18 protein-coding genes are annotated in these 19,192 nt (G+C 73.7%); 16 read left to right on the top strand and 2 right to left on the bottom strand.

Going from position 1 to position 19,192, the window contains the following annotated elements:
- Nucleotides 1-55: 55 nt before the first annotated feature.
- The 7 genes from paaZ (at nt 56) to boxB (ending at nt 8,271) form a co-directional block, all read left to right on the top strand.
- Nucleotides 56-1,615 (top strand): phenylacetic acid degradation bifunctional protein PaaZ, encoded by a 1,560-nt coding sequence (gene paaZ, locus ACF0H8_RS04975; RefSeq protein WP_395287879.1) that lies wholly within the window; start codon nt 56-58, stop codon nt 1,613-1,615.
- A gap of 382 nt (nt 1,616-1,997) precedes the next feature.
- Complete coding sequence (locus ACF0H8_RS04980) at nt 1,998-3,206, top strand: ABC transporter substrate-binding protein (RefSeq protein ID WP_395287880.1); 1,209 nt, start codon at nt 1,998-2,000, stop codon at nt 3,204-3,206.
- 9 nt (nt 3,207-3,215) lie between these two features.
- A complete protein-coding gene (locus tag ACF0H8_RS04985; RefSeq protein WP_395287881.1) occupies nt 3,216-4,097 on the top strand; it encodes a branched-chain amino acid ABC transporter permease in 882 nt (293 codons plus the stop codon).
- Nucleotides 4,094-5,116, top strand: a complete 1,023-nt coding sequence (locus ACF0H8_RS04990) for a branched-chain amino acid ABC transporter permease (RefSeq protein WP_395287882.1) — start codon at nt 4,094-4,096, stop codon at nt 5,114-5,116. Before ACF0H8_RS04985 ends, ACF0H8_RS04990 begins: the two co-directional genes overlap by 4 nt.
- Complete coding sequence (locus ACF0H8_RS04995) at nt 5,113-5,904, top strand: ABC transporter ATP-binding protein (protein WP_395287883.1); 792 nt, start codon at nt 5,113-5,115, stop codon at nt 5,902-5,904. Before ACF0H8_RS04990 ends, ACF0H8_RS04995 begins: the two co-directional genes overlap by 4 nt.
- Nucleotides 5,901-6,611 carry an ABC transporter ATP-binding protein gene (locus tag ACF0H8_RS05000; RefSeq protein WP_395287884.1) on the top strand — a complete coding sequence of 237 codons (711 nt, stop codon included), beginning with the start codon at nt 5,901-5,903 and terminating at the stop codon, nt 6,609-6,611. Before ACF0H8_RS04995 ends, ACF0H8_RS05000 begins: the two co-directional genes overlap by 4 nt.
- A gap of 181 nt (nt 6,612-6,792) precedes the next feature.
- Complete coding sequence (gene boxB / locus ACF0H8_RS05005) at nt 6,793-8,271, top strand: benzoyl-CoA 2,3-epoxidase subunit BoxB (protein WP_395287885.1); 1,479 nt, start codon at nt 6,793-6,795, stop codon at nt 8,269-8,271.
- A 60-nt stretch (nt 8,272-8,331) separates the two neighbouring features.
- On the opposite strand, the gene ACF0H8_RS05010 is transcribed toward boxB, so the two are convergent.
- Nucleotides 8,332-9,198, bottom strand: coding sequence for a PaaX family transcriptional regulator C-terminal domain-containing protein (locus ACF0H8_RS05010; RefSeq protein ID WP_395287886.1), 867 nt, complete (start codon nt 9,196-9,198; stop codon nt 8,332-8,334).
- A gap of 157 nt (nt 9,199-9,355) precedes the next feature.
- On the opposite strand from ACF0H8_RS05010, the gene boxC reads away from it, so the two are divergent.
- The 8 genes from boxC to ACF0H8_RS05050 are packed head-to-tail and all read left to right on the top strand — an operon-like array spanning nt 9,356 to nt 17,124.
- Entirely contained in the window at nt 9,356-11,071 is a 1,716-nt protein-coding gene (gene boxC, locus ACF0H8_RS05015; protein WP_395287887.1) for a 2,3-epoxybenzoyl-CoA dihydrolase, read from the top strand.
- Between the two features lie 42 nt (nt 11,072-11,113).
- Nucleotides 11,114-12,712 carry a benzoate-CoA ligase family protein gene (locus ACF0H8_RS05020; RefSeq protein WP_395287888.1) on the top strand — a complete coding sequence of 533 codons (1,599 nt, stop codon included), beginning with the start codon at nt 11,114-11,116 and terminating at the stop codon, nt 12,710-12,712.
- A 27-nt stretch (nt 12,713-12,739) separates the two neighbouring features.
- On the top strand, nt 12,740-13,771 hold the full coding sequence (locus ACF0H8_RS05025; protein ID WP_395287889.1) for an NAD(P)/FAD-dependent oxidoreductase: 1,032 nt from the start codon (nt 12,740-12,742) through the stop codon (nt 13,769-13,771).
- Between the two features lie 20 nt (nt 13,772-13,791).
- Nucleotides 13,792-14,130, top strand: coding sequence for a ferredoxin (fdxA, locus tag ACF0H8_RS05030; protein WP_395287890.1), 339 nt, complete (start codon nt 13,792-13,794; stop codon nt 14,128-14,130).
- Nucleotides 14,130-14,993: an amidohydrolase family protein gene (locus tag ACF0H8_RS05035; RefSeq protein ID WP_395287891.1), complete on the top strand. Its 864-nt coding sequence runs from the start codon at nt 14,130-14,132 to the stop codon at nt 14,991-14,993. Before fdxA ends, ACF0H8_RS05035 begins: the two co-directional genes overlap by 1 nt.
- A gap of 1 nt (nt 14,994) precedes the next feature.
- Entirely contained in the window at nt 14,995-15,546 is a 552-nt protein-coding gene (locus ACF0H8_RS05040) for a gamma carbonic anhydrase family protein (protein WP_395287892.1), read from the top strand.
- A gap of 25 nt (nt 15,547-15,571) precedes the next feature.
- Nucleotides 15,572-16,117, top strand: coding sequence for a DUF6158 family protein (locus tag ACF0H8_RS05045; protein WP_395287893.1), 546 nt, complete (start codon nt 15,572-15,574; stop codon nt 16,115-16,117).
- Between the two features lie 53 nt (nt 16,118-16,170).
- The gene (locus ACF0H8_RS05050; RefSeq protein WP_395287894.1) at nt 16,171-17,124 is read left to right on the top strand and encodes an LLM class flavin-dependent oxidoreductase; all 954 of its coding nucleotides are present in this window, start codon (nt 16,171-16,173) and stop codon (nt 17,122-17,124) included.
- A gap of 163 nt (nt 17,125-17,287) precedes the next feature.
- On the opposite strand, the gene ACF0H8_RS05055 is transcribed toward ACF0H8_RS05050, so the two are convergent.
- Entirely contained in the window at nt 17,288-18,142 is an 855-nt protein-coding gene (locus tag ACF0H8_RS05055; protein WP_395287895.1) for a PaaI family thioesterase, read from the bottom strand.
- A gap of 213 nt (nt 18,143-18,355) precedes the next feature.
- Here ACF0H8_RS05055 and ACF0H8_RS05060 point away from each other — a divergent pair, with 213 nt between their 5' ends.
- The gene (locus ACF0H8_RS05060) at nt 18,356-19,114 is read left to right on the top strand and encodes an enoyl-CoA hydratase/isomerase family protein (RefSeq protein ID WP_395287896.1); all 759 of its coding nucleotides are present in this window, start codon (nt 18,356-18,358) and stop codon (nt 19,112-19,114) included.
- Nucleotides 19,115-19,192: the final 78 nt, after the last annotated feature.

Consider the following 19,192-nt stretch of genomic DNA (forward strand, 5'->3'; position numbering starts at 1 on the left):
GCGCGGGCCGGGCGCGACGCGCGGCCGGCCGTGACGGCTGACACGAGGAGGCACGATGCTGCAACGCACGACGGTGCGCGCCCTGGAGAGCTGGACCGAGGGGCGCTGGTGGTCCGCGGACGAGCCCGGCGCCACGGTGCACGACGCGGTCACCGGCGAGGAGGTCGTCACGGTCTCCAGCGCCGGGCTCGACGCCGCCGCGGCCGTGGCCTACGCGCGCGACGTGGGCGGGCCGGCGCTGCGGCGGAGCACCTTCCCCCAGCGGGCCGCGACGGTCAAGGCGCTCGCGCTGGCCCTGAAGGAGCGGCGGGAGGAGCTCGTCGAGCTCTCCGCCCGGACGGGCGCCACGCCGGCCGACGCCTCGGTCGACGTCGACGGCGCCATCGGCACCGCGCTGGTCTTCGCCAGCAAGGCCAAGACCCTGCCGGACGCCAACGTGCTGCCCGAGGGTGACGTCGAGCCGCTCGGCCGCGGCGGCACCTTCGCCGGCCGGCACCTGCTCACGCCGCTGACCGGCGTCGCCGTCGAGATCAACGCCTTCAACTTCCCCGTGTGGGGCATGCTCGAGAAGCTCGCGCCCGCCCTGATAGCCGGCGTGCCCAGCATCGTCAAGCCGGCCACTCCTACCGCCTACGTCGCCGAGCACGCCGTGCGCATCATGGCCGAGTCAGGGCTGCTGCCCGAGGGTGCCGTCCAGCTGGTCAGCGGCGGCGTCGGGGACCTGCTCGACCACCTGGGCGGGCAGGACCTGCTCTCCTTCACCGGCTCGGCGACGACGGCGGCCCGGCTGCGTGGTCACGAGGCGGTCACCGCCCGCTCGCTGCGGTTCAACGCCGAGGCGGACTCGCTCAACGGCACCGTCCTCGGCCCGGACGCGACGCCGGGGACCGAGGAGCTCGATCTCTTCGCCGACGCCGTCGTCCACGAGATGACCTGCAAGGCGGGGCAGCGCTGCACGGCGATCCGCCGCGTGCTCGTCCCCGAGGCGCGCCTCGACGAGGTCGCCGGGGCGATCGCGGAGCGGCTCGCCCGCGTCGTCGTGGGCGCCCCCGGCGCCGAGGGCGTCACCATGGGGGCGCTGGCCGGGCAGGCCCAGCGCGAGGAGGTCCTCGCCGCCGTGGGCCGGCTCCGCGCCGCCGCCACCGTCGTCACGGGCGGCGCCGCACCCGCGGAGGCGGTCGGCGCCGACCCGCGCACCGGCGCGTTCGTCGCCCCTACGCTGCTGCGGGCGGACGACGCCGACCGGGCCGAGGTGCACACAGTCGAGGCCTTCGGCCCGGTCGCGACGCTGCTGGGGTACCGCGACACCGCCCACGCCGTCGACCTGCTGGCGCGCGGCGGGGGGTCCCTGGTCGCCTCCGTCGTCTCCCGCGACCCGGACGTCGTGCGCGAGCTGGTCACCGGCGCCGCCCCGCACCACGGCCGAGTCCTCGTGCTCGACCGCGACAGCGCGGGCGAGAGCACCGGCCACGGCACACCCATGCCCCAGCTCGTGCACGGCGGGCCCGGACGGGCAGGCGGCGGCGAGGAGGAGGGCGGCCTGCGGGCCGTCGCGCACCACCTCCAGCGCACGGCCGTGCAGGGCTCGCCGCGGGTGCTGGAACTCTTCGGCTGAGGCCTCGGGGGCTCGAGCTCTTCGGCTCAGGCGCGGGTACGGGAGCTGGTCCGCTGACGCACGGGGGCGCGGCTCCTGCGGGAGTGACCGGTGCGGCTGGGCCTCGCCGATGCCGCCTGGCGCGTCGAGGCCTCGCCCTCACGTCCGACCTGCTGCATGACGTGTGCGCGCCGTCACCGGTCGCGGAGCGCCGCGTCGCCGGCCACGGCGGCGCGGGCGGACGCGGGGGTGCCGTCGACGACGTCAGGCGACGTGGGCACCGCCCTGGCGCGTGCCGATCGTTGTACGACCGTGTCCTAAACGCACTACAGAAGTCGTTGACCACATCGCAAACCTGTGGAAGATTGCGGATTCCTGAGAAGGCACGTCCAATGGAGGATCAATGCCGTCGACCATCTTCCGCGCCCCCCGCCGCGCGGTCGTCCTGTTCTCCGGAGCTCTCGCCGCGAGCCTGCTGGCCGCCTGCGGCGGCAGCAGCCTGGCCGAGGACGACGCCCCCGGGAGCGCGGCTCCGGAGGATGCCGGCCCCGTCAAGATCGGCCTGTCCGTCCCGCTGTCCGGCGTGTACGCGCCCCTCGGCGAGGACATGCAGCAGGGCTTCGAGCTCTACCTCGAGGAGCACGACAACCAGCTCGGCGGCTACGACGTCGACCTCGTCTCCGTCGACGAGGGCGAGGGCCCGCAGGCCGGGGTCCCGGCCACCCAGAAGCTCGTCACGCAGGACCAGGTCTCCGCCGTCGTCGGCATCGTGAACTCGGCGACCGCCGCCGGGCTGCGGGACACCTTCATCCAGGCCGAGGTGCCGTTCATCGTGGCCAACGCCGGCGCCGACGAGATCACCGCCGAGCCGTCCGACTACATCTGGCGCACCTCGTTCGTGAACTCGACCGTGGGCGGCTCCATCGGTGCCGCCGTGGCCGAAGAGGTCGGTGACGGCTCGGTCTACCTCATCACCGCCGACTACGCCGCCGGCCACGAGCAGGTGGGCGGCTTCCGGGAGGCCTTCGAGGCGGCAGGCGGGAAGGTCGCCGGGGAGTCGTTCACGCCGTTCGGCACCACGAGCGACTGGCAGCCCTACCTCAGCGAGATCCGCAGCTCCGGTGCCGCCGCGGCGTTCTCGTTCTACGCGGGCGCGGAGGCGGTCAACTTCGTCAAGCAGTACGACACCTTCGGGCTCTCCGACTCCGTGAAGCTCTACGGCACCGGGTTCCTCACGGAGGGTGCGGTCCTCGAGGCGCAGGGCGGCGCGGCCGTGGGTACCAAGACCGCCCTGCACTACAGCCACACGATCGAGAGCGACCGCAACGCGGAGTTCGTCGAGGCGTACGAGGCCGCCTACGGCGAGGTGCCGACGGTCTACTCGGTCCAGGCCTACGACGCCGCCGCCGCGCTCGACCTGGCGCTCGAGGACGCCGAGTCCACCGACGGTGCCGGCATCGCCGCGGCGCTCGGCGGCATCGGCGAGATCGACAGTCCCCGCGGGCCGTGGAGCTTCGACGAGTCCCACAACCCCGACCAGCCGTACTACCTGCGCGAGGTCCAGGAGGTCGACGGCGGCCTGGTCAATGTCGCGGTCCGCGAGCTGGGGTAGGAGCCTGCCGTGATCTGGCTCGACGCCAACCTGCCCACCATCCTCAACGGCCTCGCGCTCGCGGCGGTGCTGTTCCTCATCGCCGTCGGGCTGTCCCTGGTCTTCGGCACCATGGACGTCCTCAACCTCGCGCACGGCGCGGTCTCCCTGATCGGCGCCTACATCGGGGTCGCGGTGCTGGGCGGGCAGAGCTCCAACGGGCTGTTCCTGGCGGCCGTGCTCGCCGCGGCCGCCCTGGGACTGCTCGTCGGGCTGCTCCTGGCGGTGCTCACGTCCTCGCTCCACAACCATCTGCGGCAGGCCCTGCTCACGCTGGGCGTCGCCCTGGTCGCGGGGGACCTGCTGCAGGAGGTCTTCGGTGCGGACGTGAAGTCGGTGCCCCCACCTGCCGCGCTCGCCGGCACGGTGGGGGTGCTCGGCAGCCCCTATCCCGTCTACCGCCTGGCGATGGTGGGCGTCGGCATCCTGGTCGCCGTCGTGCTGTACCTGGTGATGGAGCGCACGCGGGCGGGGGCGATCGTCCGCGCCACCGTGGCCGACCGGGGCATGGTCGAGGCCATCGGCATCCGCACCCGGCTCGTCCTGGGCGGGGTGTTCGGTGCGGGCACGGCGCTTGCGGCGGTGGGCGGCCTCGTCGCCGCCCCGGTCCTCGGCGCCCAGCCCGGCCTGGACGACATGATCCTGCTGCTCGCCCTGGTCATCGTCGTCATCGGCGGCCTCGGGTCGCTGCGCGGCGCCGCCGTCGGCGCCCTGCTCGTCGGCCAGGTCCAGACCCTCGGCGTCGCCCTGCTCGACGACTTCGCCTCCTTCCTTCTCTTCGCCGCCATGGCGGCCGTCCTGCTGCTCCGACCGGCCGGGCTGCTGCCCGCCAAGACGGGAGCCCACGCGTGAGCGCCATCGGAGACGTCCTCGCGACCGGCACGGTCGAGGCCGGCGCCGCCGCGCTGCCGCGCCGCAACCCTCGCCGCCCTGCGCTGCGCCGGGCGGTGGTGGTCGCGGCGGTGCTGGTGCTCGCCGCCCTGCCGCTCTTCCTGCCCACCTACCCGATCGGCCTCGGCAGCCGCATCCTGGCCTTCGCCCTGCTGGTCGTCACCGTCGACCTGCTCACCGGCGTCACCGGGCTGCCCACGCTGGGCCAGGTCGCCTACTTCGGCGCCGGCGCGTACAGCGCCGGGATGGTTGCCATCCACGTCACCGACAACGCCGTCGTCCAGCTCGTCGTGGGCGCCGCCGCGGCGGCGCTGCTGGCGGCCGTGACCGGCGCGGTCGCCGTGCGGACCTCCGGCATCGTCTTCCTGATGGTCACCCTGGCCATCGGCGAGCTCAGCCACCGGCTCGCGGACTCCCTGGACGTGATCGGGGCGAGCAACGGTCTCTCCGGCATCCCGGCCATCACCGTGGTGCCCGGCGGGGAGCCGCTGACCATCGCCGGCTACGTGTACTGGTGGGTGCTCGCGGTGTTCCTCCTGGGACTGGCGGCCGCGTTCGTCGTGGTCCGCTCCCCGCTGGGCCGCTCCATGCGCGGCGTGCGCGACGGCGAGCTGCGCCTGCGGGCGCTCGGCGAGGACACCTACCCCGTCAAGCTCCTGGCCTACGTCGTCGCCGGCGCCCTCGCGGGCGCCGCCGGCACCGCGTGGGTGGCGGCCACCCGGTTCATCTCGCCGGGGGACCTGGGGTTCGACATGGCCGCCTTCGCGCTGCTGAGCGTGGTGCTCGGCGGCGCGGGCACGCTGTGGGGCCCGGTGATCGGCGCCGCCGTCGTCATCCTGGTGCGTGACTGGCTCTCCACCTTCGTGGACGGCCGCGGCGGCCTGCTGCTCGGCCTCGTCTTCGTCCTCGCGGTGTTCGTCCTGCCGCGCGGCATCGCCGGCGCAGGCGTCCGGCTCCGCCTCCGAGGGGGTAACCGATGACCACGCCAGCGGGCGACGTCCTGCTCGAGGTGCAGGACCTCAAGCTCACCTACGGATCCCTCAACGCCGTCGACGGCGTCAGCCTCACGGTGCGGGCGGGGGAGCGGCACGCGCTGATCGGCCCGAACGGCGCCGGCAAGTCCAGCCTGTTCGCCACCGTCGCCGGGCGCACGCGCGCCACGAGCGGCCGGGTGGTCTTCGGAGGGCGGGACGTCTCGGCCCTCGGGGAGGCGGCCCGTGCCCGGGCCGGGCTCGTGCGGACCTTCCAGCACTCCAGCCTGTTCCTGGGCATGAGCGTGCAGGACAACGTCCGGCTCGCGGTCGAGCGCGCCGGTGGCCGCCCCCGGCGGCCGTGGCCGAGCCCGCGGCGGGACCGCGCCGTGGCCGAGGAGGCCACCGGCCACCTGCGGGCGGTGGACCTCCTCGACCGGCGCGAGGCGCTCACCGGCGCCCTCTCGCACGGCGAGCGCCGTCAGCTCGAGGTGGCCATGGTGCTCGCCTGCCGGCCGCGCATGGTGATGTTCGACGAGCCGACCGCGGGGATGTCGGTCGCCGAGACCTACCGGTTCGTCGAGCTCGTCGAGTCGCTGCCCCGCGACATCACCGTCTTCGTCGTCGAGCACGACCTCGACGTCGTCTTCCGCCTGGCCGAGCGGGTCAGCGTCATGGCCGCCGGCCGGCTCATCGCCCACGGGGCCCCCGCCGAGGTCCGCGCCGAAGAGAAGGTCCGCGAGGCCTACCTCGGCCGGCCCCGCTCGACCGCGCCGCTGTTCGGAGCCGCCCGATGAACGCACGCCCGCTCCTCGAGGTCGAGGGCCTCGTCGCCGGATACGACGGCAGCCGCGTGCTGCACGGCGTCTCCATGACCGTCGCGCCCGGCGAGGCGGTGGCGCTCCTGGGCCGCAACGGCGTCGGCAAGACGACGTTCATGGAGACCGTGATGGGCCTGGTCCGCGCGAGCGCCGGCCACGTGCGCATCGACGGCGTGGACGTCACCCGCCGGCCCCCGAGCGTCGTCGCGCGGGCGGGCGTGGGGATCGTGCCGCAGGGCCGCCGGGTCTTCGCGCCGCTCACCGTCGAGGAGAACCTCCAGATCTCCGTGCGGAAGAGCTCTGGCGAGTGGACGGTCGAGCGTGTCTACGACCTCATGCCGCGCCTGCGTGAGCGGCGGGGCAACCTCGGCTCCCAGCTCTCCGGGGGCGAGCAGCAGATGCTGGCCATCGGCCGGGCGCTCCTCGGCTCCCCGCGGCTGATGCTCCTCGACGAGCCCTCGGACGGCCTCGCCCCCGCCGTCGTCGACCAGGTGGGGGAGGTGCTGCGCAACCTGGCGGGCACCGGCATGGCGGTGCTCATCGTCGAGCAGGACCTGCACCTCGCCTTCGACGTCGCCTCGCGCGTCAACGTCATGGCCAAGGGCCAGATCGTGCACGCCAGCACGGTCGGCGAGTTCCGGCAGGACGAGAAGCTGGCCCGCAGCCTGCTCGGCGTGGGCTGACGCGTCCGGCGACGCGGGGCTGACCTGCGCCGACGTACGCGGCTCCGCGCGACGGCGACATCGGCCACGGCCCGGCGGCCAAGGGCCTTGCGCCGGGCCATATCGTGCTACAGAATGATGACGACAGTATTGTTCGCCGTCGAACGATACGGCGAGCGTCCCCTAGGAGAAGGACGATCGGATGACCACCATCGACGAGCGTGTCGGAGACGCCCCAGACCCCACCGGGCCCGTCAGCAAGATCGACTACAGCGGGAAGATCCCCAACAACGTCAACCTCTCCACGGACCGCAAGCTCCAGCGGGCGCTCGAGAGCTGGCAGCCGAAGTTCCTCGACTGGTGGAGGAACCTGGGTCCGGAGCTCCCCACCAAGGACGTCTACCTGCGCACCGCCATCGCGGTCGGCCGCGACGGCTGGGCCCACTACGACTTCGTCCCGATGGAGGAGTACCGCTGGGGCATCTTCCTGGCCGAGGGCGACCCCGACCGGAAGATCTCCCATGGCAAGCACAAGGGGGAGCCGGCCTGGCAGGAGGTGCCCGGCGAGTACCGTGCGGACCTGCAGCGGCTCATCGTCATCCAGGGCGACACCGAGCCGGCCAGCGTGGAGCAGCAGCGCAAGCTGGGCGCGACCGCGCCGAGCCTGTACGACCTGCGCAACCTCTTCCAGGTCAACGTCGAGGAGGGGCGGCACCTGTGGGCCATGGTGTACCTGCTGCAGGCGTACTTCGGTCGTGAGGGCCGCGAGGAGGCCGAGGAGCTGCTCAAGCGCAACAGCGGCGACTTCGACAACCCGCGCATGCTCGGGGCGTTCAACGAGGACACCACCGACTGGCTGAACTTCTTCATGTTCACCTACTTCACGGACCGGGACGGCAAGTACCAGCTCGGCGCCCTGAAGGAGAGCGGCTTCGACCCGCTGGCGCGCACCTGCGAGTTCATGCTCAAGGAGGAGGCGCACCACATGTTCGTCGGCACCACCGGCGTCCAGCGGGTGGTGGAGCGCACCGCGCAGCTCATGAAGGAGCACGACACCGACGACGTGCTGCCGCACGGCGGCATCTCGCTGAGCATCGTGCAGAAGTACCTCAACGCCCAGTTCTCCATCTCGCTGGACCTCTTCGGCTCCGAGCTGTCCTCCAACGCCGCGAACTACTACACCTCCGGTCTCAAGGGCCGGTGGATGGAGACCCGCCGCAAGGACGACCACGTGCTGCTCGACGCCGAGGCCGAGCTCACCAAGGTCGTCGACGGCAAGTTGGTCACCGAGAAGGTCCCCGCGCTCAACGCGCTCAACCTGGACCTGCGGAACGAGTACGTGGCCGACTGCGAGAACGGCGTGCGTCGCTGGAACCAGGCGCTCGAGGATGCCGGCCTGCCCCAGCGGCTCTTCCTGCCGCACGAGGGCTTCAACCGTGGCGTCGGCGCCTACGCCGGCGCGCACGTCAGCCCCGAGGGCGAGATCCTCGGCGACGCCGAGTGGGAGGCTCGCAAGGACGAGTGGCTGCCGACGGCGGAGGACCGCGCCGCCGTGGCCTCGCTCATGAAGCCCGAGTACGAGCCCGGCGTCTTCGCGAGCTGGATCGCCCCGCCGGCCCAGGGCATCAACCACATGGGCGTCGAGTTCGACTACGTCCACTTCTGGCAGGAGGACAGCTGAACCCGCCTGCCCACGGGCGTGCTGACGGGCCCCGGCCGGATGCGCCGGGGCCCGTCCGTGTCAGGACCGTTGCTCGGCCGCGACGACGAGCCCGGCCCAGTAGGCCTGCGCCGCCTCGTGCCACTCCTGGTGGCACCGGTCGTAGACCGCCCGGGCGCGCGTGCCCGGCCAGTCCTCCTCGAGCAGCTCGGCGGGCAGCTGGGGGTCGAGGAAGGGGAACTTCCGCCAGGCCTGCAGGAGGCTCACCTGGGCGACGAAGGACTCCTTCTCGCCCACGGCACGCCGGTCGGCGAACTCGGCCACGAAGCGCCGGTAGTCCTCGGCCACCTCGCCCAGCGACCAGGCGGCGCCGACCACGTCCCGCGGGGTGCCGATGTCGGCGGCGGAGCCCACCCACGCCAGCGCGTGCCCCTCGATGCCGAGGTCGTGCACGATCCCGGAGATCTCCGGCAGCCGCCGGGTGTCCGGCACCACCCACAGCCCGGGCGCCGGCGAGCCCATCCCCGCCCACGTCAGGCGGGTGCGCAGGCGGTGGCGCAGCTGGCGCTGGCTCTCCGGGACGGTGACGGCCAGGACCAGCCACTGGCCGTCCCAGTGCTGGCGCTCGCGCGCGAAGCCGTAGATGCGTGCGGCCCCCTCCTCCAGCAGGCGCGTGCCCTCGGGCGACAGGCGCCGCCGGGTGCGCCGCCCCACCTTCTCCGAGGCGAGTAGGCCGTCGGCCGCCGTGCGGGCGAGCGCCTGCCGGGCCGCCTTGTCCTCCACCCCCAGCGCGAGGAGCGCGTCGGTGAACGTCGCCGTCCACACCGGCAGGCGCCGGGGGAGGACGAACTCGCCCAGGATCGTCAGCAGCAGCGACCGGGCGCTGACCATCCCGGTCGCCCGGCGGCGGGAGAGCTGGGGAGCCGTCTCGGCGGCGAGCGTGTCCATGGAGGGAGTGTACGGACGTCGAGGTGTCGCACATCGGCGCCGGTGCCTCGCGGCCATCGTCAAGGTTGCCGCCGTGGACGTACTACAACCTATTGACGGCACACGATTGCGCTGTAGAGTCTACTCAACAACAGTCCCAACGCCGGGAGGTTTCCCCATGACCGTTGTCGCTGACGCTGCCACCGGCCCGGGCGCCGGGGAGCAGGGCGGTGCCGTCACCGTCTCGTTCGACACCTCGCCCGAGCGGTACCGCCACTGGCGTCTGGAGATCGATGGCGATGTTGCCACGCTCACCCTGGCCGTGGACGAGAACGGCGGTCTGGTGCCGGGCTACCAGCTGAAGATGAACTCCTACGACCTCGGCGTGGACATCGAGCTCTACGACGCCGTGCAGCGGCTGCGCTTCGAGCACCCGGAGGTCCGGGCGGTCGTCGTCACGGGTGGGCTGGAGCGCATGTTCTGCGCCGGCGCGAACATCCGGATGCTCGCCCAGTCCAGCCACGGCTGGAAGGTGAACTTCTGCAAGTTCACCAACGAGACCCGCAACGGCATCGAGGACGCCACGGCGACCTCCGGCCAGACCTACATCGCCGCCCTCAACGGCACGGCGGCCGGCGGCGGCTACGAGCTCGCCCTCGCCTGCGACCAGGTCGTCCTGGTCGACGACGGTTCCTCCGCCGTCTCGCTGCCCGAGGTGCCGCTGCTCGGGGTGCTGCCGGGCACCGGCGGGCTGACCCGCGTGGTGGACAAGCGCCACGTCCGCAAGGACCGCGCCGACGTCTTCGCCACCAAGAGCGACGGCATCAAAGGCCAGACCGCCGCCGAGTGGGGCCTGGTGGACGCGGCCGTGCCGCGCGCCCGGTTCGCCGAGGAGGTCCGCCGCCGGGCGGACGAGGCCGCGGCGGCCTCCGCCCGGCCGGCCGGCGCCACGGGCGTCGTGCTCACCCCGCTCCAGCGCACGGAGACCGCCACCTCGCTGGCCTACCCCCACGTGGAGGCCACCCTGCTGCGCGACGAGCGGCGGGTGGAGATCACCGTCCACGCTCCCGACGCCGCGCCGCCCGCCGACGCCGCCGGCGTGCTCGCCCAGGGCGTGGACTACTGGCCGCTGGCCGTCACCCGTGCGCTCGACGACCTCGTGCTCCGGCTGCGCACCAACGAGCCGCTCCTGGGGACCTGGGTGTTCCGCACCCGCGGGGACGCCGAGCAGGTCCTCGCCTACGACCGCCAGCTCGAGGACCTCGCCGGGGACTGGTTCGTCAACGAGGTGCGCCAGTACCTCAAGCGCACGCTCAAGCGGCTCGACGTCACCAGCCGCAGCCTCGTCGCCGTCATCGAGCCGGGCAGCTGCTTCGCCGGCCCGCTGCTCGAGCTGGCGCTGGCCAGCGACCGCCAGTACATGCTCGACGGCGTCTTCGAGGACGTCGACCCCGACGCCGCCCCGGCGACCGTCGTGGTGAGCGGGGCCAATCTCGGCGCCTACCCGATGGGCAACGGGCTGACCCGCCTGGAGTCGCGCTTCTACGGCCACGACGACGCGGTCGCGGCCGTGCGGGCCTGCGCCGGGGAGCCCCTGGACGCCGCGGCCGCCGCAGAGCTCGGCCTGGTGACCATGACGCCGGACGACATCGACTGGGACGACGAGCTGCGCATCGCGCTGGAGGAGCGGGCCTCGCTCTCGCCGGACGCCCTCACCGGCATGGAGGCCAACCACCGCTTCGTCGGCCCGGAGACCGTCGAGACGAAGATCTTCGGCCGCCTCACCGCCTGGCAGAACTGGATCTTCCTGCGCCCCAACGCCTCGGGCACTCAAGGGGCTTTGCGGCGGTACGGCACCGGCCAGCGCGCCGACTTCGATCTCAAGCGGGTCTGAGGCCCCACACCGACCCGAGCGAGAGATACGGAGACGACAACGATGTCAGTGCTCTTCAACGCCGCCGAGTACCTGGTGGACCGCCACGTCGCGGCCGGCCGCGGGGACCGGGTGGCCATCCGCTACGACGGCCAGGACACCACCTACGCCGAGCTGCGGGCGGGCACCGCCCGGGTCGGCGCCGCCCTGGAGGGGCTGGGGGTGCGGCGCGGGGAGCGGGTCATGCTCTTCATGGCCGACACCCTCCAGCTAACCGAGGCCATCCTCGGCGCGTTCCGCGCCGGCATGATCGCCGTGCCGGTCAACACCATGCTGTCGGCCGACGAGCTGGGCGAGATCCTCGCCGACTCCGGCGCCCGGGTCCTCGTGGCCACGCCGGAGTTCGCGGAGACCGCGGCGGACGCGACGGCCGGCTCGCGGGCCGTGACCCACCTCGTCGTCCTCGGCGGCGCCGAGCCCGACGTGCCGGCCCACGTGACCCGTGTGGCGTGGGACGACGCGCTCGCTGCCGTGGAGGGTCCCGGCGTCGCGGTGGCCGACACCATCGAGGACTCCCCGGCGCTGTGGCTGTACACCTCCGGCACCACGGGCAAGCCGAAGGCGGCCATGCACCGGCACGCCAACATCCGGCACGTCGCCGAGACGTACGGCAAGGAGGTGCTCGGCATCCGGCCGGAGGACCGCACCCTGTCGGCGGCCAAGCTGTTCTTCGCCTACGGCATCGGCAACGGGCTGATCTTCCCGCTGTCCGTCGGCGCCACCTCGATCCTCGAGCCGCGCCGCGCCTCCCCGCAGCACATCGCCGAGCGCGCCGCGGCCGATCACCCCACGCTGTTCTTCGGCGTCCCGACGTTCTTCGCCGGGATGCTCGCCGCCGGCCTGCCGCCGGAGACGATGGCCGGGGTGCGGCTGGCGACGTCGGCGGGGGAGGTGCTGCCCGCGGCGCTGCAGCTGCGCTGGACCGAGCGGTACGGCGTGCCGATCCTGGATGGGCTGGGGTCCACCGAGGCGCTGCACATCTTCCTGTCCAACCGCCCCGACGACATCGTTCCGGGGACCAGCGGGCTGCCCGTGCCCGGCTACGAGGTGTCCATCCGCGACGGGGCCGGCGAGCCGGTGCAGCCGGGCACCCCCGGCACGCTGTACGTGCGCGGGGAGTCCATCGCCACCGGCTACTGGTGCCGCACCGAGGCCAGCCGCAGCGTCTTCCAGGGGCACTGGCTGGTCACCGGTGACACCTACGTCCAGGACGAGACCGGCAGGTACACGTGCCTGGGGCGCTCGAACGACATGATCAAGGCCGGCGGCATCTGGGTCTCGCCCAGCGAGGTGGAGTCCCGGCTCATGGAGCACGACGACGTGGCCGAGGCCGCCGTCGTCGGCCTGCCGGACGAGGATGGCCTGGACAAGCCCGTGGCCTGCGTGGTGCTGCGCCCGGGAGCGACCGTGACCGAGCGCGAGCTCATCGCGTTCTGCCGCGAGGGCATGGCGCACTTCAAGGCGCCGCGCTCGCTGCGGATCGTCGACACGCTGCCGCGCACCGCCACCGGCAAGCTCCAGCGCTTCCGCGTCAGGGAGCTGCTCGCCCAGCCGGCCGGCGGCGGGGCGGCGCAGCCCACGAGCGCCGTGCCCGCCAGCTGACCCGACCGCCACCGGAGGGACCCCCTCATGAGCACCTTTCCCGCTCCGCCCGGCGAGTGCGTCGTCGTCGACCTGCTGCTCGTCGGCGCCGGACCCGTCGGTCTGTACGGTGCCTACTACGCCGGCGTCCGGGGCCTGAGCGTGGCCGTCATCGACTCCCTGCCCGAGCCGGGCGGGCAGGTGGCGGCGATGTACCCGGAGAAGCCGATCTACGACATCGCCGGCTTCCCGAGCATCCTGGGCCGCGAGCTCGTGGACAACCTCGTCGAGCAGGCCGGCCGGTACGACCCGGTCTACCTGCTCGGCGAGCAGGCGCTGGGACTGAGCGCCGAGCGCCGGGAGGGGCGGGACCGGTGGCAGGTGACCACCTCCGCCGGCCGGGTCGTGGACTGCGGCGCCGTCGTCGTCACCGGCGGCATCGGCACCTTCACCCCGCGGCCGCTGCCGGCGGGCGAGGAGCTGCTGGGCCGGGGGCTGAGCTATTTCGTGCCGTCGCTCGCCGAGTACGCCGGCCAGGACGTCGTGGTGGTCGGCGGCGGGGACAGCGCCTGCGACTGGGTGCTCGCCCTGGTGCCCATCGCCCGGTCCGTCACCCTCGTCCACCGCCGGAAGGCCTTCCGGGCGCACGCGGCGACCGTCGACGCCGTCCACGCGTCCGGGGCGCGCGTCCTCACCGACGCCCAGGTCACCGCGATCCGCGGGCGGGACGCCGTCGAGGCGGTCGAGATCCGCACCGCGGACGGCGCGGAGGTTCTCCCGGCGCAGCGCGTGGTCGCCGCGCTGGGGTTCCTCGCCGACCTCGGGCCGCTGCGCGGGTGGAACCTCGAGATGCACGACAACCGGCACATCGTCGTCGACCCCACGATGGCCAGCAGCGTGCCGGGCGTCTTCGCCGCCGGGGACATCACCGACTACCCCGGCAAGGTCCGGCTCATCGCCGTCGGCTTCGGGGAGGTCGCCACCGCCGTCAACAACGCGGCCGTGCACCTGGACCCGGACGCCCAGCTCTTCCCCGGCCACAGCACCGACGCCGCACCCGTCCCGGCCCCGGTGGCCTGAGCACAGAAAGAAGGACACCCATGCCCTACGTGATCACCTCGAGCTGCATCGACATCACCGACCAGTCGTGCGTGGAGGAGTGCCCGGTCGACTGCATCTACCAGGGGGAGCGCAAGCTCTACATCAATCCCAAGGAGTGCATCGACTGCGGCGCGTGCGAGCCCGTCTGCCCGGTCGAGGCCATCGCGCAGGACCGCCGCGTCCCGGAGGATCAGGCCGAGTACATCGCCGACAACCGCCGGTTCTTCGAGCTGCCGCTGCCCGGCCGGGCGGAAGCCGTCGGCGCCCCAGGCGGGTCCCGCACGGTCGGGCCCATCGGCGTGGACACCGAGCTCGTCGCCCAGCACGCGGGGAACTGATGCTCGACGGACACCGGCTGCTGGTGGACGCCCACGTCCACGTCCCGCGCCTCGACACCCTCGCCCCCGCCTGGAAGGCGTGGGCCCGCGACTTCGGCCCCACAGGGGTGCTCGAGGAGATGTGGTTGCCCGACGGCACCCCGGACCCGGCCCGCCTGGACGCCCTGTTCGAGACGGAGGGCGTGGACGTCGCCCTCCTGTTCTGCGAGTACAGCCCCAAGGCGACCGGCTACCAGCTCTTCGACGACCTGCTGCCCATCGTCGAGCAGAACCCGCGCCGGTTCCGCCCGGTGGCCAACGTCAACCCGCACCTGCACTTCCCCGTCGATCGCGAGCTCGTGCGCCAGCTCGACCTCGGGGCGGCGGCGCTGAAGCTGCACCCGGTGCACGGCGGGTTCCGGGTGGACGACCCCGCCCTGTTCCCCGCCTACGCGGTGCTGTCGGAGCGGCAGGTGCCGCTGGTGGTGCACTGCGGGACGTCGACGTTCCCCGGTTCGATGAACGAGTACGCCGACCCCGAGCTGCTCTACCCGGTGCTGCGGCTGTTCCCGGACCTCACCGTGGTCCTCGCGCACGGCGGCCGGGGCTGGTGGTACGACTCCGCAGCCTTCCTGGCCCTGTCGAACGAGAACGTGTGGCTGGAGCTCTCCGGGCTGCCGCCCAAGCGGCTGCCGGACTACTACGCCCGCTTCGACCTGGGCCGGCTGGCCCGCCGCTGGATCTTCGGCACCGACTGGCCGGGAGTGCCCGGCGTCGCCGCCAACGCCCGGGCCGTCGCGGGGCTGGGCCTGCCCGAGGACACCCTGACCGGGGTGCTCGGCACCAACGCGGCGGCCGTGTACGCCGGGATCGGGGGACGCTGAGATGCCGGTGTACGCGTACGCCGGCCGCCGTCCGCGCGTGGCGCCCGACGCCTACGTCCACCCCGACGCCGTCCTCATCGGCGACGTCACCATCGGCTCCGAGGCGTCCGTGTGGCCCTCGGCCGTGCTGCGCGGCGACGCCGGCGCCATCGGCGTCGGCGACCGAACCTCCGTGCAGGACGGCACGGTCGTCCACACCACCGCGGAGTGGCCCACGCTCATCGGCGCCGGCTGCGTGGTGGGCCACAACGCCCACCTCGAGGGCTGCACCGTGGAGGACTCGTGCCTCATCGGGTCCATGTCCGTGGTGCTCAACCGGGCGCGCGTGGGCACGGGCTCGGTGGTCGGCGCCGCCGCGCTGGTGCCCGAGGACCTGGCCGTGCCGCCGGGCTCGATGGTGCTCGGCGTGCCCGGCCGGGTCCGGCCGCTGACCGGCGAGGAGCACCTGGAGTGGATCCGTTACGGCGTCGAGCACTACGTCGCCGAGGCGCGCCGGTACCCGGAGGTCCTCCGGCAGGTCGACCTCGACGACTGCCGTACCGCCCTGACGTAAGACCAACTGACGCGGAGGAGACGACATGGAGCGCAACGGGGTGCCCGCCGGCGAGCTGTCCGACGAGGAGCTGGAGCGGCAGGGCGCACGCGCGCACGCCACGCGGAACTGGGTGTTCCTGCACGGCACCGCCCAGCAGTACCAGGCCCACACCGACCGGATGCTCGAGCTGGAGCAGGAGTACCTGCGCCGCCACCCCAAGCGGACCTGGCAGGGCACCGCCCCCGGCCCGTCGGAGGTCGACGACCTCACGCGGCTGCGCACCGCCATGAAGGGCATGCTCCGGCAGATGGAGGAGCTGCTCTCCGAGTTCTCCGCCGTCGTCACCGCCTCGGCCGGCACCTCCGACGAGGAGGCGACCCTCGCGCTGCTGCGCCGCATCGCCGAGGCGCCGGGCGGCCGGATGCACAAGCTCGAGGCGCACCAGGTGGCCCGCGAGGTGGGCCTGGACCGCACCGCCCTGGCCCAGCTCTACACCGCCGAGCCGCCGCTGCTGGCCACCCAGCAGCAGGACCGCGTGATCACCGAGGCCGGCCGGGCGCTGGTGGAGGCGGCGGGAGTGCGGCGGTGACCTCGGCGCGAGCGACGACGGCGGATCCCGCCGCAGCGCCCACCAGGACGGCCGTGGCACGCGCGACGCCGGCCCCGGTGTGGCCGGACGGGTCCGTCCCCGTGGCACTGGGCATCTCCGGCGCGCTGGGGATCGACGGGCGCACGGCCCTGGAGCTGGCGCGGCAGGCGCGCGCGGCCGGGGTCGCAGCCGTCCTCGCGACCGAGGTCAGCAGCGTCGACGCCGTCGCGCTGTCCGCGGCGCTCGCGGCCGTCGCGCCGGACGTGGTCACCGGAACGGGCGTCGTGCCGCTGGGCACGCGCAGCGTGCCCGCGCTCGCGATGGGCGCCTGGACGGCGGCCACGGTGTCCGCCGTGCCGTACCTCCTGGGCGTCGGGGTCTCCACACGGCAGATCGTCGGGGGCTGGCACGGCGCCGCCTACGACCCGTCGGTGAGCACGACCCGGGCGCGGCTGCGCGAGCTGCGCGAGGTGCTCGGCAAGACGCGGCGCGGCTCCTTCGCCCTGCCCGCGGCCGGCCAGGCGGACGTCCGCGTGCTGCTCGGCGCCATGGGGCCGCGCATGGTCGAGCTCGGCCTGACCGAGGCCGACGGCGTCATCGTCAACCACACGCCGCCGGCGCACCTGCCGGGGCCCGTGCCGGGCAGGACCGTGATGGCGTACTGCTGGGTGCTCGCCGCCCCCGACGGCGACCTCCGCGCCCGGCGGGACGTCGTCTCCTACATGATGGCCGAGCCCTACGCCCGGCACTTCGCCCGCCTCGGCTTCGGCGAGGTCGTGGCCGAGGCGCGCGCGCTGCACGCGGCGGGACGCCTGCGCGAGGCGCCGGCCCGGCTGCCGGACGAGCTCGTCCACGCCCTGTTCGTGACGCCGGAGGGCCTGCCGCGCCGGCTCGCGGAGCTCCGCGCCGCGGGCGCGGTGCCGGTCCTCATGCCGGTGACCGGCGCCCGGCCGGCCGAGGAGATGTCCGAGCTGCTCACTCGCCTCCCGGCGATGTCGCTGCGCTGACGTCGCCGCCGTGCGCTCCCGGACCTTCCCACACGTCGACGCGGATCGCGCAGCGCAGGTCCGACGGCGGCGCCGTCCTGCAGTCGGGCCGTTCCGGGGAGCAGGCTGGAGAATGTCCCGGCGGTCACGGGCCTCCTCGGCGCGCGCCCGCGTCCTCGGTGCGTCAGCCGGCGGGCCGCTGCGCCGTCACGGTCGCCACCGTCGCGACCTTGCCGCTCGCGGTCAGGGTGCGGACCTGTGCCACACCGAGGGTGCGCCCGCGGTGGAGGACCTCGGCGGCGACCGTGACCTCGCCGCGCAGGGGGGCCGGGCGCACGTAGCTGATGTGCACCGCCGTCGTGGCGAGCGGGTGCGCCTCGGACTGCAGGGCGACCAGGCCGGCGACCTCGCTCACGCACAGCAGGATCCCGCCGTGCACGTTGCCCATCGGGTTCACCAGCCACGGCGAGGAGGGCAGCGCGAGGCGGGCGCGCGCGTCCCCGCTGATGACCGTCGCGCCCAGGGTCTCGAGAACTCCCGGCCGCGGACGCCCCGGCTCGGCGACGCCGATCGCGGGCATGCCCCGGTCGGCGTCGAAGCCGGGGGTCTCGAGCGTGGCCGGTACGCCGGGGCTGAAACGCAGGCGCTGGCTCGCGAACGCGACGACGCGACCCCGCTCGTCGCGCACCTCGCCGCGTGCCAGCCCGCCCGTCGCATCGCGCGCGACCACGCTGCTCGTGGACCGCAGCGCCGAGCCGTCCATCGAAGGGGCGGCGCAGAGCTCCACCGAGATCTCGGTGGAGACCGCCCAGGAGCCCTCCGGGCGGTCGGCGAGGACGGCGTAGGCGAGTGCGTCGTCCACCAGCACCCCGAGGGACCCGAGGCTCGCGCTGCCGTCCGGTCCCGACATCCATGGCCCCGTGTGCATGGAGCCGCTGACGAGCGCGGAGTCGCCGACGACGTCACTGACCCGGAACAGAGCCTCCGGACCGCCCGAGAGGAAGGGCGTGCGCCGTGTGGTCGTTGTCGTCTGGGGCATCGATGAGTCCATCACTCCCGTCGGCGAGTATTGACGACCAAAGGTAACGGACATCTCGGGACGTGTGACATCTCCGTGCCGCGACGACACGGACGGGAGTCGCGTTCGGGCGCGTCCGGACCCTGTCCGGTGGTTAGATGGGCGGGCTGAGACGGAGCGCGCGGGACCTACCACGACGGCGCGGTACCCCCGCCTGACCACGGAGCGCAGGCCATGACCACGAGCTCGACCCGCACCCTGACCACCCTGCGCGTCGAGGAGCGCCCGGACCGCTGGGTCGTCACGCTGGACCGGCCCGAGGTCCGCAATGCGATCGACAGGGCGATGGTGGACGAGCTCCACGAGGTCTGCGCCGCCCTCGAGGCCGTGCCCAAGGTGCTCATCCTGACCGGCGCGAACGGCACCTTCGCCGCCGGCGCGGACATCGCCCAGCTGCGCGAGCGTCGCCGGGAGGACGCGCTGGCGGGCATCAACTCCTCGCTGTTCGCGCGGATCCAGGGCCTGCCGCTGCCGGTCGTCGCGGCCGTGGACGGCTATGCGCTCGGCGGCGGCGCGGAGCTCGCGTACGCCGCGGACTTCCGGCTCGCCACGCCGCGCGCCCGCTTCGGGAACCCGGAGGGTGGGTTGGGCATCATGGCCGCCGCCGGTGCCACCTGGCGCCTCAAGGAGCTCGTCGGTGAGCCGGTCGCGAAGGAGATCCTGCTCGCCGGGCGCGTGCTCGACGCCGACGAGGCTCTCGCGGTGCGGCTCGTGACGGCGGTCCACGAGCCGGACGAGCTGCTGCCGGCGGCCCACGCGCTCGCGGACCGGATCGGCAGGTCCGACGCGCTCGCGCTGCGCCTGACGAAGGCGGCTTTCCATGCGCCCGCGGCGGCGCACCCGCTGATCGACGAGGTCGCGCAGGCCGTGCTCTTCGAGTCGGAGGCGAAGTTCGAGCGGATGACCGCCTTCCTGGAGCGTAAGGGTCGCTGAACGCCTGAACGCCTGAACGCCTGAACGCCTGACGCCGGGCGCGGTGGCGGGCGGCTTCTCCGCGGACCGGCGGGCGCC

Source organism: Georgenia sp. AZ-5 (genome assembly GCF_043952095.1).
Taxonomy (GTDB): Bacteria; Actinomycetota; Actinomycetes; order Actinomycetales; family Actinomycetaceae; genus Georgenia.